This is a genomic window from Pseudomarimonas arenosa, from assembly GCF_014841215.1.
GTDB classification, from domain to species: domain Bacteria; phylum Pseudomonadota; class Gammaproteobacteria; order Xanthomonadales; family Xanthomonadaceae; genus Pseudomarimonas; species Pseudomarimonas arenosa.
On record NZ_JACYTR010000063.1, the window covers coordinates 1 to 12,549 of the forward strand.

12 protein-coding genes are annotated in these 12,549 nt (G+C 64.0%); 6 read left to right on the forward strand and 6 right to left on the reverse strand.

All coding sequences use genetic code 11. The annotated features are described in order from the left end of the window. Nucleotides 1-119: 119 nt before the first annotated feature. Nucleotides 120-455: a DUF4286 family protein gene (locus IFO71_RS18515; protein WP_192031165.1), complete on the reverse strand. Its 336-nt coding sequence runs from the start codon at nt 453-455 to the stop codon at nt 120-122. Continuing rightward, nucleotides 452-1,606: a DUF3667 domain-containing protein gene (locus IFO71_RS18520; protein WP_192031166.1), complete on the reverse strand. Its 1,155-nt coding sequence runs from the start codon at nt 1,604-1,606 to the stop codon at nt 452-454. Before IFO71_RS18520 ends, IFO71_RS18515 begins: the two co-directional genes overlap by 4 nt. A 211-nt stretch (nt 1,607-1,817) precedes the next feature. Here IFO71_RS18520 and sppA point away from each other — a divergent pair, with 211 nt between their 5' ends. Then, nucleotides 1,818-3,674: a signal peptide peptidase SppA gene (gene sppA / locus IFO71_RS18525; protein ID WP_192031167.1), complete on the forward strand. Its 1,857-nt coding sequence runs from the start codon at nt 1,818-1,820 to the stop codon at nt 3,672-3,674. 727 nt (nt 3,675-4,401) lie between these two features. Here the strand turns inward: sppA and IFO71_RS18530 are convergent. Continuing rightward, nucleotides 4,402-5,457, reverse strand: coding sequence for an acyltransferase family protein (locus IFO71_RS18530; RefSeq protein ID WP_192031168.1), 1,056 nt, complete (start codon nt 5,455-5,457; stop codon nt 4,402-4,404). 110 nt (nt 5,458-5,567) lie between these two features. Next, nucleotides 5,568-5,864, reverse strand: coding sequence for a hypothetical protein (locus IFO71_RS18535; RefSeq protein WP_192031169.1), 297 nt, complete (start codon nt 5,862-5,864; stop codon nt 5,568-5,570). Nucleotides 5,865-6,025: 161 nt separating this feature from the next. Here IFO71_RS18535 and IFO71_RS18540 point away from each other — a divergent pair, with 161 nt between their 5' ends. Then, the gene (locus IFO71_RS18540) at nt 6,026-6,805 is read left to right on the forward strand and encodes an SDR family oxidoreductase (RefSeq protein ID WP_192031170.1); all 780 of its coding nucleotides are present in this window, start codon (nt 6,026-6,028) and stop codon (nt 6,803-6,805) included. 14 nt (nt 6,806-6,819) lie between these two features. Here the strand turns inward: IFO71_RS18540 and IFO71_RS18545 are convergent, their stop codons facing one another. Beyond that, nucleotides 6,820-7,506, reverse strand: coding sequence for a DUF4124 domain-containing protein (locus IFO71_RS18545; protein ID WP_192031171.1), 687 nt, complete (start codon nt 7,504-7,506; stop codon nt 6,820-6,822). A gap of 44 nt (nt 7,507-7,550) precedes the next feature. Here IFO71_RS18545 and IFO71_RS18550 point away from each other — a divergent pair, with 44 nt between their 5' ends. From IFO71_RS18550 to bla, 3 genes are all read left to right on the forward strand, one after another. Continuing rightward, nucleotides 7,551-9,053: an amidohydrolase family protein gene (locus IFO71_RS18550; RefSeq protein WP_332309414.1), complete on the forward strand. Its 1,503-nt coding sequence runs from the start codon at nt 7,551-7,553 to the stop codon at nt 9,051-9,053. 33 nt (nt 9,054-9,086) lie between these two features. Next, nucleotides 9,087-9,455, forward strand: a complete 369-nt coding sequence (locus IFO71_RS18555) for a YajD family HNH nuclease (protein WP_192031173.1) — start codon at nt 9,087-9,089, stop codon at nt 9,453-9,455. A gap of 273 nt (nt 9,456-9,728) precedes the next feature. Continuing rightward, nucleotides 9,729-10,640: a subclass B3 metallo-beta-lactamase gene (gene bla / locus IFO71_RS18560; protein ID WP_192031174.1), complete on the forward strand. Its 912-nt coding sequence runs from the start codon at nt 9,729-9,731 to the stop codon at nt 10,638-10,640. A gap of 49 nt (nt 10,641-10,689) precedes the next feature. Here bla and IFO71_RS18565 read toward each other — a convergent pair whose 3' ends face one another. Continuing rightward, nucleotides 10,690-11,475: a VOC family protein gene (locus tag IFO71_RS18565; protein WP_192031175.1), complete on the reverse strand. Its 786-nt coding sequence runs from the start codon at nt 11,473-11,475 to the stop codon at nt 10,690-10,692. A 303-nt stretch (nt 11,476-11,778) separates the two neighbouring features. Here IFO71_RS18565 and IFO71_RS18570 point away from each other — a divergent pair, with 303 nt between their 5' ends. Next, entirely contained in the window at nt 11,779-12,528 is a 750-nt protein-coding gene (locus tag IFO71_RS18570; protein ID WP_332309416.1) for a ferredoxin--NADP reductase, read from the forward strand. Nucleotides 12,529-12,549: the final 21 nt, after the last annotated feature.

Below are 12,549 nucleotides of genomic sequence, written 5' to 3' on the forward strand. Positions count from 1 at the left end.
AGCGGATTTCGACCTACTCTGAGGCCCCACTGGCCCGGGGCGATAGGGTAGACCTCCACTGACGGCGAGCCGCCAGGGAGGGCAGAGTTCAGAAAACCGATGGGTATTTCAGCGGCCTGCTAGGCCTCAGGCACGCTCAGTGGCTCGCGATGCAGGATGCGCCGGCTAGCGCGGAACTGGCTGCCGAACCGCTCCACGCCAGCGGCGCGCAGGCGCGCGGCGTGCTGCTCGAAGTACTGCTGCAAGGCTCGCCGGTCGTGCAGCCGATAGCACACGCTCCAGCATTGCCAGTCGGACCCGCTCTCGGCATCCGCTTCGACGCTGAGAATCTCCGCGCTGATGAAGCCGGGCAAGGCAAGTATTTCGCGCACATGCTCGGCCAGCCACTTCCGGTAGTCCGCCGCAATGGCGGGCGCAACCTGCAGATTGACCTCGTAAACCACTTCGCCGCTCATAAGGTCACCACGCTGATCAGAATGCTGGCGCTGACGCCGATGGCGAGCAGCAGCAGATAGCACATGCCGACGAAGCCGAACTTCAGGCTGGTCATCAACCAGCCCTGCCCGTACACCCGTTTCTGGCTCAGCCACAGGTAGACCGGCATCCAGATCCACAGCAGCACTTCGAGGAAGCGGCACAGCGCAGCCACCGCGCTGGATTCGCCAGCAGCACGCGCCAGTGCCTCCAGCCCGGCCAGCGCCAGCACCGCCACGCAGAGGAAGGCGTGGCCGTGCAGGGCCACGATCAAGTGCTCCATATACAGCCGACGCTTGAACACATAGGTCAGCTTCAACAACAGGGCAAACAGCGGCAGCAGAACAATGAAGGTCTGTGGCAGATTTTCCAGGAAGGCGTCCTTCAGTAGCCCCGGATCCTGCTGGATGCGCTCGATGTTCTGCTGCCCGCGGCCAACCCAGCGATTGATCATGTCGTTGAACCCGTCGGGCATTGCCTCGAAGCGCAGCGGGTTGTCGGTCGGGTGCCAGGGCTGATCGCCGAAACGGATATCAGGCTTGTCGGTCGGCTCGGGAGGCACCGGTAGGCCATTGCTGAGCGCGAGGTCACGCTGCTTGAGCCAGGCGATGCGCTGCTCGGCTTCGCGTTCGGTGCGCTGTAGGGCCCGCTCCACTTGAGTGCGACCCGGTTGTTCCGGCTTCATTCGCTCCAAGGTCGCGCGCAGCGCCGCAGACTGCCGATCGCGTACCGCTTCGGCTTCGGCCACCGTTGTGGCGCTGGCGATGTCGCTCTTGTTGCTGAGATCGGCGTCGAAGCTGAACTTGAGCAGGAAGAAGCTAATGATGCACAGGAAGACGAACAGTCGTACCGGGCTGACGTAGCGCACCCGGTGGCCCTGAAAGTACTGCAGGCTGAGATATCCGGGCTTGAACATCAGCGGGCCGAGGGTGCGTGGCACGCGCGCATCGAGGTCGAATACGCTGTCCAGGAAATCGCCTATGATCGAGCTGAAATGCCGCACCAGACCCTTGACCGGTTGGCCGCATTGCCAGCAGTGATCGCCGTACATGTCGGCGCCGCAGTTCTGGCAGTGGCTGGGGCGGGGCGTTGAGCTGGGCATCGGCGGCGCTGGGTGGCTGAAACTCGGCATACGATACTTGAGCCTGACCGGCGTTTGACCGGGCTAGCTCCAATGGCACAGGCCGCGCCATGCTGCAGGCGGCATGATGGCCTGGTGGGTCACTGCGCATTCGCGCCCGACTGCTGATCAGTGGGCGCTCGGGTTATCCTGCGCGCCTGCTGCGCCATGCGTGGCTTGACCCGGTCACCGATCGGGCCTTTCGTTTTCTTTGGGTAGTGCAATGGCTGACAAGAACACGTTTTTTCTCTGGCGCTGGATGCGCGGACTCTGGGATGCGCTGAATTTCACCCGCCGGCTGATCTTCAATCTGGTGTTCCTCTTCATTCTGGTGCTGTTGATCGCTGCGATGTTCGGCGATACCCCGGTGCTGGAAGAGAACACCACCCTGGTGCTGGCGCCACAGGGCTTTCTGGTCGAACAGTTCTCCACTGACCCGATGCAGCGCGCGCTGGGCAAGCTGACCGGCGACGGCAAGCTGGAGGTACAGGTACGCGATCTGCGCCGGGCGATCGACGCCGCGGCCAAGGACCAGCGCATCAATCGCCTGTTGATCCGGCCGGAAGGCCTGCTCGGCGGTGGCTTTGCCTCGCTGCGCGAGGTGGCCGAGGCGCTGCAGCGATTCCGCGCCGCCGGCAAGCAGGTGGTGGTGTTTGCCGATTTCATGGAGCAACGCCAGTACTATCTGGCCGCCCAGGCCGATGAGATCTATCTCAATCCCGAAGGTGCGGTGTTGCTGGAAGGTCTGGCTCGCTATCGCACCTATTTCCGCGAGGCGATCGAGGACAAACTCGGCGCCAATGTGCACCTGTTCCGGGTCGGTGAGTTCAAGTCCTATGGCGAGCCGTACACCCGTGATTCGCCCAGCCCGGAAGCGCTGCAGGCCGATCTGTACTGGATGGGCGATGTCTGGCAGCGCTACCTCAGCGAGGTGGCTGAGTCGCGCAAGCTCGACAGCGCCGACCTGCAGGCCGGCATCGACCAACTCGACCAGCGGCTGGCAGCGGTCAATGGTGATTTCGCCGCCCTGGCGCTGGAGGCGCGGCTGGTCGACAAGCTGCTGCACGAGAACGAAGTGGAAGCACTGCTGATCGAACGTGGTACTGCCGATGAGGGCGACCTGCGTGCGGTCGGTATGGAGCAATACCTCAACTTCCTCAAGCTCGAGCAGTTCCCATTCGATACGCGGCCGCAGATCGCGGTGGTGGTGGCCGAGGGCGAGATCCTCGACGGCGAACAGCCGCCGGGCACCATCGGTGGCCGCTCGACCTCCGACCTGATCGCCCGCGCGCGGGAGAATGACGAGGTCAAGGCCATCGTGCTGCGGGTCAACTCGCCCGGTGGCAGTGCCTTTGCTTCGGAGCAGATTCGTCATCAATTGGCCCTGGCACGCGAAGCTGGCAAACCGGTGGTGGTGTCGATGGGTGATGTTGCTGCGTCGGGTGGTTACTGGGTATCGATGGCCTCCGATCAGGTAATTGCCGACCCCAGCACGATCACCGGCTCGATCGGCGTGGTGGGACTGTTCTTCACCGTGCCCGACACTCTGGCCAAGCTCGGCCTGCACGTGGATGGCGCCGGCACCACCGAGCTGGCTGGGGCGCTGGATCCGCGTCGGCCGCTGAAACCGATGGTCGGCAATATCATTCAGAGTTCGATCGAGAACACCTATCGCGACTTCATCCAGAAGGCCGCCAACGCGCGCGAACTGGAATTCGACGCGGTCGATGAAGTGGCTCGCGGTCGGGTCTGGACCGGCGCGCAGGCACTGGAGCGTGGATTGATTGATCGCCTGGGCAATTTTCAGGATGCCATCGATCACGCCGCCGAGCTGGCCAAGCTGGAGCAGGACAAGTACCAGCTGAGCTACATCGAGGGTGAGCTGACCCCGTTCCAGCAGTTTCTCAGCGAGATGGGCCAGCAATCGCGTGCTGCTGCATGGCTTCAGGGTAGTGGCATGTTAAGTCTGCTGGCCGACCAGGGCAGTGCCGCCGACCTCAAGCCGATGCTGCGCTGGTTGCAGCAGGAGCAGGGCAAGGGCCCGGTGCGGGCGGTGGCGCACTGCTTCTGCGGGCTTTAACCAGTGGTTTGACTTTGGCTGCACGGGGGCGGGTCTGAGCCCCCCGCTTTCCAGCGCATGATCTACCGCTGCGAGCCAGCGGAAGAATAACGTTGATCGATTGAAGTCGGCGGGTCTTGACCTGGAGCCTCCCCAGAAAGCCATTAACAATTTCCATCGTTTGCTGGAAGCAAGAACGAAGAACAGGATCCAGATCGACAGCGTTTCGCTCCGCCCTACGGGCGGCCCGAGCCACCTTTCTTTGCTGCCACGAGCCGAGCAGGAGCGAGGCCGTAGGCCGTCAGGCCTCCCGTAGGGCAGCGGGCAGGACGCCCGCTGTAAAGAAAGGATGGCCCAAAGAAACCACCCAGTGAATGCGCCTTCCGGGCTCCTGCCCTCCAGGTCCGCACGTGGGGGCCGGGTTTTTCGCCAGCACATCCCTGTGCCGGCGAGAAACACTGGCACAGCTCGTACACCGAGCGTTCGGCACGCAACCTGGTGTTCAGCAAGCTGCAGTGTTTGGAAGCGCAGCCCAACAAGCAGCGCAAAAAGTGGGGAGCTGCCCTCAAAGGGTGCGCCTCGGCGCACCGCCTGCGCGGGTCTGCCAGCATCGCATCGCCACGGTTTCAATTCCCCCACCACATAGCGTTGCGGTGGGCGGGGCGATAGCGGGCCAGGGCGTCTTGACCTGCCGCCTTGGGTCGCACATCGAATCGGTTGAATTCAATGATGATGATCTGGGCAGATCTCAGGTCCAGACGCGCTTGAGCCAGGACCATCGACCTTGCGAAGGCCTATGGGCCGCAGGGTCGGCAGCGGGCGCCGGCAATGCTCGCTTCCAGTTCGAAATGGGCCGCTCCAGCAACAGCACCATGGCCCAGGAAGCCAGCAGGGTCAGCAGCAAGGCCAGTACCGCGAACAGTGCCGAGCGCGCCGTGCCAAACCAGGGCAGCAACACGGCACCGGCGGTGGTGTGCAGCAGGTAGATCGGATAGGACAGCTCGCCGGCCAGGCGATCGCCGGGCCACGGGCGATGCTCGGTTGAGTACAGCGAGATCACCACCCAGGCCGAGAGCAGAGCGCTGACATACAGGCCGAAACTCCATGGCCAGCTGCGACCGAGCAGCCAGAACGCGCTATGCAGCAGCCAAACGGTGACGCTGAGCTCGGGACGCGCCCAGCGGACCAGTTGCTGTCGATAGTGGCAAAGCAGTGCGCCCAGGGCGAAGGCCGGCGCGCAGGGCCAGAACAGCGCGTAGCGGTCGGCGAAGCTCGCCACCGAAAAACCGTAGCTCGCCGCCCAGGCGCTACCCGCCAGCAGGCCGATCCAGGCCAGCCAGCGCCGCGCGGCCATCAATGGCATCAGCAGGTAAAAGCCGACTTCGATCGATAGCGCATTGGCCACCGGTACCGGCCCATTCCAACGCGGAAACACCGGCAGCAAGGTGGCCAGAAAGCCCCATTCCGGCAGCGACTGCGGCAGGCCGAAGCCGGGATTCAATGCGCGTGGATCGTGGTTGGAGGCATGCGCCACCCAGATCAGCGCCACTGCACCCAATAATGAGGCCAGCCAGAAGCTGGGGAAAATCCGCAGAAAACGCTGTAGCCCGTAGCGCAGCAGCCCTTGCCGACCGAAGCCGTACTTCTCCTGCAGGACCAGGCACATCAGAAAACCGCTGAGCACGAAGAAGCCCCATACCGCGTAGGCGGCGGGGCCCGGCAGCATGAATGACCAAAGATGCGATACCGCCACCAGCAAGGCCAGCAGTAGGCGCCAGTGTCCCAATCCGAGGCGGATGTGCACGTGCGAGGACTCGAAGTTACAGGCGGCTCAAGACCGGCGGAGATGAGCTGAAGTTCCCGGCCGGCGATCTGTGCTTGCGTAGCAGGCCGCCGCGAATCGCAGTGGCGCGCTCAGGAGCCGCTGCCGTCCGATTTCTCCTGCTCGTCGAGCGCCCGATCGGTCTTTTTCACGTTGTCGCGAAGCTGTTGCTCGACCGCGCGTGCACGATCCTGCGGTTCCTCGATTATCTTCTGCAGATCGTCGTGCTTAGCGTCTTGTTTCGCCTCCTTCTGGCTGGCTGCGCTAGCCGGAGGTTCGGCCTGCTGGCAACCAGGCAGCAGGGCTGCCGAAGCCAGCAGGAGGAGGCCGATGGGCAGGCCATGGCGACTAGCGGGCAGTGGCAATGCGGGCGTAACTGGCTTGCTCACGGAGAGGTTTCCTTGGGTATTCGTATTGATCCGGATGTTCAGTTTGGCATAGGCGGCCTCGAAGTGCTGAGTGCGGACTGCGCAGTTTGGGTTGACTGAGGAGTCGACAGCCAGCGCCCGGCTCCTGGATCATGAGGGCGTAGCCAAGGACAGGAACGGCAATGAATCCACTCACACGATGGCGTCTGGACGGGCAGCGTGCCTTGATCAGCGGCGCCAGCACCGGGATCGGCGCGGCGATCGCCGAGCAGTTGCTTGAGCTCGGTGCCGAGGTCTGTCTGGTGGCCCGCGATGAGGATGCGCTGGCCGACTTCGCCGATGAGCTACGCGAGGCGTATCCGCAGGGCCGGGTGTTCGAACTGGCCGCCGACCTCGCCAATGGCGAGCAGCGTGCCGAGGTGTTCGACTGGCTCAATGATCTTGGCGGCGATCTGCATCTGCTGATCAACAATGTCGGCGGCAATACACCGATGCCGGCGTTGGACATCCGCCCAGCCGACTGGCAGACCCTGTTCGAACTGAATGTGTTCAGCGCCCTTGACCTGTGTCGCCGTGCGCACCCGCTGCTCTCACAACACCCGAGTTCAGCGATCGTCAATATCGGCTCGGTGTCCGGCGCCATCCACGTGCGCACCGGCGTGCTGTACGGCATGAGCAAGGCGGCCATCCATCAGATGACCCGCAATCTGGCCTGCGAATGGGCGGACGACGGGATTCGGGTCAATGCTCTGCTGCCCTGGTATATCCGCACTCGGCGTACCTCTGAATTGCTGGCCGACCCTGATTACTACGAGGAGGTGATCGGGCGTACCCCGCTGGGACGGATCGGCGAACCTGAAGAAGTGGCCAGCGCCGCGGTGTTCCTCTGCCTGCCGGCGGCCAGCTACATCAGTGGCCAGCTGTTGGCGGTCGATGGCGGGTTCCAGAGCTTTGGCTTTTAGGCCTGGGGCAGTGCTCAGCAACCGGCTAGTTCTGACTGCAACTGTTCGATCAGCACGTCGCTTTCGGCGCGGCCGCTGGGCTGCTGATTGAAGCGCCGGCGCCGGGTCTCCTCCAGCTGCTCGCGCAGATGCTGGCAGGTCTCGGCCAGGCTCATCGGCCGGCAGCGATCCTCGACATAGACCTGGGCCTGGGCGCGTTGTCGAGCGGCCGCCACCTCGGCCGGCGGCGGCTGGCTGGGCAGCTGTGGCGGTGCGCGACCGGCGCGTCCGGCCAATCCGGCGGGTTCGCTGCTGATCCCCAGTGTCCAGGCCGGCACCCAGCGCCCCCGCGGGTCGTTGCGATCGCTGACCCGCGCCTGACCATCGATATCGACGCAGCGCCAGCGCGCTGGCGGCGGTCTGGGCGCTGCCACCGGCGACACCGGGGGGCTTGTTGTCGGGTCGGCGGGCACAGGCGGAACAGCGGCGACCGGCGCGGCGGTGCCGCCCTGATCGCGAAAACGCCGCTCTTCACTGTCGCTGTCGGCTGGACAGGGCTGATCCTGCAGGGTCACCGCACCGTCCGCGCTGACGCAGCGATACACGGTGTAGGTTTCCGCTGCGTCAGCGCCGAGCACGGCGCTGAGCAAACCCACTATGCTGAGCAGCCCGATCATCCGGCTGCGAGGAATCCAAGGTGCTGAAACGGAGACTGTGCGCATGGCAGCACTCATTGTGCGCCGCTTGGCTGTTGTTTGCAGGAACTGTGAGTCAGGCCGCCATTGAAGCGGCACCGCCACGCGGGGAAGGCGCGGGCCCGTTTCAACGGCTGATCCTGCAAAACGTCGTGGTGATCAATGGCACCGGTGCGCCCGCCTTTGGCCCGGTGGATCTGGTAGTGGAGGGGGATCGGATTGCCGCCCTGCGCAGTCCCGATGCGCGCCAGACAGTCAGCACAGACAGCGAAGTGCGCGATCTTTCTGGTCACTACGTGCTGCCCGGGCTGATCGATCTGCACGGCCATATCGGTGGTGATGAGCAAGGGGTGCCGGCTGAGTACGTGTACAAGCTGTGGTTGGCCCACGGCATCACAGCAGTACGCGATCCCGGATGCGGCAATGGCATCGACTGGTGTGTGTCGGAGCAGAAGCGCAGCGCCGCCAATCAGATCACCGCTCCACGCATATATCCCTACGTGTTTTTCGGTCAGGGCCGCGAGCAGCCAATGACCACGCCGAAGCAGGCGCGCGAATGGGTGGCCGAAATGCAACAGCGCGGCGCGGTCGGAATGAAGTGTTTTGGCTATCGACCGGATGTGCTGCAGGCAGCCTTCGATGAGCTGGGCAAGCGTGGCATGGGCATTGCGTGTCATCACGCCCAGCTCGATGTGGCCCGGGTCAATGCGCTCACCACCGCGCGCTGGGGGCTGACCACGCTGGAGCACTGGTATGGTCTGCCCGAGGCCCTGTTTGATGATCGGCAGGTGCAGGCCTACCCGGCCGACTACAACTACTACGACGAGCAGCAACGTTTCACCGAAGCCGGCAGACTGTGGGCGCAGGCAGCGGAGCGTGGAACCGAGCGTTATGAGGCGGTGATCAAGGAGTTGCTGGAGCGTGGCGTCACGCTGGACCCCACCTTCAACATCTACGCCGCCTCGCGCGATGTGATGCGCGAGCGTCAGGCCGAGTGGCATCAGCGCTACACCCTGCCGCAGCTCTGGGCCTTCTTCAAACCGAGCAAGATCAGCCACGGCAGCTATTTCTTCGACTGGGGACTGGAGCAGGAGCTGGCCTGGCGCGACAACTACCGGCGCTGGATGGCCTTCGTCGACGACTACAAGAACCGCGGTGGCCGGGTGACCGTGGGTTCGGATTCAGGCTACATCTACAAGGTCTACGGCTTTGGCACCATCCACGAGCTGGAGATGCTGCGCGAGGCCGGCTTTCATCCATTGGAAGTGATTCGCGCCGCGACTCTCCACGGCGCCGAAGCCCTGGGTGCCCAGACCGAGATCGGCAGTATCGAGATCGGCAAGAAGGCCGATCTGCTGGTGATTGGTGAAAATCCCCTGGCCAATCTCAAGCTCCTCTATGCCACCGGTCACCCGCGCCTGCGTGAAGACGGCGAGATCGAACGCGTCGGCGGCGTGCGCTATACCATCAAGGACGGCATCGTTTACGACGCCAAGGCCTTGCTCGCCGATGTCGAGGCGATGGTGACGGCGGCCAAGCGAGAACGCGGCATCGAGCAGTTGCCGCAGTACTGAACTCGGCGTTTGGTGATGTGACGGAGGGTGCTGATGGACGAGCAAAAGGAACGCCGCCTGGATGCCATTGTTGCGCAAGCACGTAAGGATGCCGAGCAGCGCCAGCGTGGCTATCGCGAGCAGGCGCTGAAGCTGTATCCGTGGGTTTGCGGTCGCTGCGGCCGCGAGTTCAGTCGCGCCAATCTGCACGAACTCACCGTGCATCACCGCAATCACAATCATGGCGACAATCCGCCGGACGGCAGCAACTGGGAACTGTTGTGCCTGTATTGCCACGACAATGAGCACCAGCGGCAAATCGAATTGGGTAACTCGATGGGCTTGGAGTCCGAGCCGACGCGGCCCGCCACCTCCAACCCGTTTGCCGATCTGGCTGAGCGGCTGAAGCGGAAAGGTGGTTAGCCCGGATATTTCATGAGGTCGCGCCGAAAGATCCGGCAATTCCAAGCGGGGCGAGAGTTTCGACCGATGGTGTTGAGATAACAAAGTGTTCGCGATCTTTCGGCGCTGGCACGGCCCTCATTCGGCCGCTGCGCGGCTACGCAGGGCATTCGCCCTGAGGTCCTTTGCGCGCTTGAGGGCAGGGTTCGGCTTGCTGCCTGATTTGGTCAGAATTCGGCCCTCGGCACGCCCCGGTTCGGGGGCAGGCTGTGCGGCGCACTGCAAGGAGTCTTCATGAACATGACATTTCATCGCCAGCAGTTGGCTGGCATTGCTCTGGCACTGGCCCTCAGCGCACCGGCCGCCGGCACCGAGGGACGCGGCTTTGACGCCCATCTTGAGTGCCGCGCATGTGCCGGCTGGAATGCCGAGCAGGCGCCGTTCCGGTTGGCGCCGAATGCCTGGTATGTCGGGCCGCGCGGCCTCAGTTCGGTGTTGATTGCCACCAGCGACGGACTGATCCTGATCGACGGCGGCTTGCCGCAATCGGCGGCGCAGATTGCCACTCATATTCGCCAGCTCGGTTTCGAGCCGCAGCAGATTCGCTATCTGCTGAACTCGCATCCGCATTTTGACCATGCCGGTGGTCTGGCTGCGCTGGCCGAATGGAGTGGGGCGACGGTGGTCAGCAGCCCGGTGGGCTTGGCCACCCTGCGCGCCGGCGTGGCGCCGGCCGACGATCCGCAGGCTGCGTTCGGCACAGACGCCGCCTTTCCCGCCCTGCCCGCCGATCACCCAACACGTAGTATCGCCGACGGCGAGGTGCTGCGCCTCGGCGACACTGAATTGATCGCCGAGTACACGCCAGGCCATGCGCCGGGTGGCATCAGTTGGCGTTGGCAGGCCTGTGATGCCAACCGGCAATGCACGGCGATCGTGTATGCCGACAGCCTCAGCGCGGTCAGCGCGCCGGACTATCGTTTCAGCGATCATCCGGCCGCCATCGAGGCGGTGAATGCGTCAGTTAAGCGGGTAGCCGGGCTCGATTGCCAGTTGCTGGTCTCGACCCATCCGGAAATGTCGCAGCTGTTCGAGCGCCATGCACGGGGCGAGCTGATCGATGCCAGCGCCTGCCGCCGGTATGCCGAGCAGGCGGCGCAAGCCCTGCAGCGCCGACTGCACAACGAGCGGTCGGCGGGCACATAACCTGCGGTTTCGCCAGGCGGGTCGGGTGACAGTGGCGCTTCAGGCCGGCCTATTGGGCCGGAAACGAGATCAGATAAAAGCCGGCGCCGGCTGGATCATTCAATCGCGCGATGCGCCCGACGCCGGGCGCATCAAAGGCCGGCACACAGATCTCGCCGCCGGCCTGCTGGCCCTCGATCAGGGTTTGGTCGACATCGGTCACCTGCAGGTAGATCGACCAATGGCTGGGCATGTCGCCCCAGTCGGCGGTCATCTGCATCATGCCGCCGATCTGGCCATCGGCCGTTGCCGCGATCTTGTACGGCGCCGGCGCACCTGGATGTTGGGTGAGTTGCCAACCGAGCAGTTCGCGATAAAACGCTTCGGCCCGACTCAGGTCGCGGGTAGCCAGCTCGACCCAGGTGATACAGCCCGGTTGACGGATCCGACCCACCCCAGGATGCGATTTCAGCTGGGCAATGCAGAAGGTGGCGCCTTCCGGATCCTGCAGAACGGCGATGCGCAGCATGGCCTCCACATCCAGCGGGGGCACCACCACGCTACCACCGAGGCGCTCGGCCAGGGCGGCGCTGGCATCGCAATCCTCGACCCGAAAATAGGTGTACCAGGTCGGTGGAATGCCTTGCTCGAGTTGATCGGGCATCAGGCTGTAGGCGGCGGCCACTTCGTCGCCGTCCAGCTTGAACAGGGTGTACAGGCCGGGCTGGTCGCTCATCGGAACATCCTCGGCCTGCCAGCCAAACACGTGGCCGTAGAACGCCTTGGCTGCCGTTTGATCGCTGGTGGCCAGTTCGAACCACACCGGTGAACCTACACTATGGGCTTGCGATTGCATCGATTTGCTCCGCCAGGGTGTGCTCCGATGGTAACGCGTCGCTGGCCCGGCTAGCGTCTGGTCTGGGTTCATCCGCAGCTCCTGACTGGCGCTACACTATGCCGCCCAGCCGGCGGCCGGTTTGATCTTGCGCAAGCCTCACCGCCCCGCTCGCCGCTAGATTTGGCTGCAGCCAGGGACCCTGTCGTCGCCGACTTTGATCGGCGTCCATCGACGAGAGCCGCTATGTTTGATCAACACACCCCGGTGCAGGACGAGTCTGTGCCGGCCGATCTTGCCAACAAGCCGTATCGAATCGAGAAGGTGCTGTCGGTGCGTCATTGGACCGAACACTACTTCAGCCTGCGCACCACCCGTGACCCAGGGCTGCGCTTCGAGAACGGCCAGTTCGTCATGCTCGGCCTGTGGGTCGAGGGACGGCCCCTGCTGCGCGCCTATTCGATCGCCAGTGCCAACTGGGAAGAACAGCTCGAGTTCTTCAGCATCAAGGTGCCAGACGGGGCGCTGACCTCGCGCCTGCAGCACGTGCAGCCGGGCGATTCGCTGCTGGTCAGCAAGAAGCCCACCGGTACCCTGCTGATCTCCGACCTGCTGCCCGGGCGTAATCTCTATCTGTTGGCCACCGGCACCGGCCTCGCTCCGTTCCTGTCGATCATTCAAGATCCGGAGACCTACCAGCGCTTCGAGCGGGTCATTGTCACTCATGGCGTGCGTCAGGTGCAGGACCTGGCTTACCGCGACCTGATCGAAGGCGAGTTGCCGGCCCATCCCTACCTCGGCGAGATCGTTGCCGGCAAGCTGCTGTACTACCCCGCGGTGAGCCGCGAGCCGCATCGGCATCAGGGCCGCCTGACCGACCTGTTCGGCAGCGGACGCCTGATGCAGGATCTCGGCTTGCCGGCCCTTGACTCGGCCCTGGATCGGGCCATGATCTGCGGCAGCCCACAGATGCTGGCGGATTTTCGTCAGCAGCTGAACGCGGCCGGCATGCAGGCTTCGCCGCGCATTGGTACGCCCGGGCACTACGTGTTCGAACGCGCCTTCGTCGACTGAGGTCAGGGTCAATCACCGGGT

Coding starts and splice junctions, on each gene's coding strand:
- sppA (WP_192031167.1), top strand. CDS start 1,818: ATGGCTGACAAGAACACGTTTTTTCTCTGGCGCTGGATGCGCGGACTC.
- bla (WP_192031174.1), top strand. CDS start 9,729: ATGAACATGACATTTCATCGCCAGCAGTTGGCTGGCATTGCTCTGGCA.
- IFO71_RS18520 (WP_192031166.1), bottom strand. CDS start 1,606: ATGCCGAGTTTCAGCCACCCAGCGCCGCCGATGCCCAGCTCAACGCCC.
- IFO71_RS18565 (WP_192031175.1), bottom strand. CDS start 11,475: ATGCAATCGCAAGCCCATAGTGTAGGTTCACCGGTGTGGTTCGAACTG.
- IFO71_RS18555 (WP_192031173.1), top strand. CDS start 9,087: ATGGACGAGCAAAAGGAACGCCGCCTGGATGCCATTGTTGCGCAAGCA.
- IFO71_RS18540 (WP_192031170.1), top strand. CDS start 6,026: ATGAATCCACTCACACGATGGCGTCTGGACGGGCAGCGTGCCTTGATC.
- IFO71_RS18515 (WP_192031165.1), bottom strand. CDS start 455: ATGAGCGGCGAAGTGGTTTACGAGGTCAATCTGCAGGTTGCGCCCGCC.
- IFO71_RS18545 (WP_192031171.1), bottom strand. CDS start 7,506: ATGCGCACAGTCTCCGTTTCAGCACCTTGGATTCCTCGCAGCCGGATG.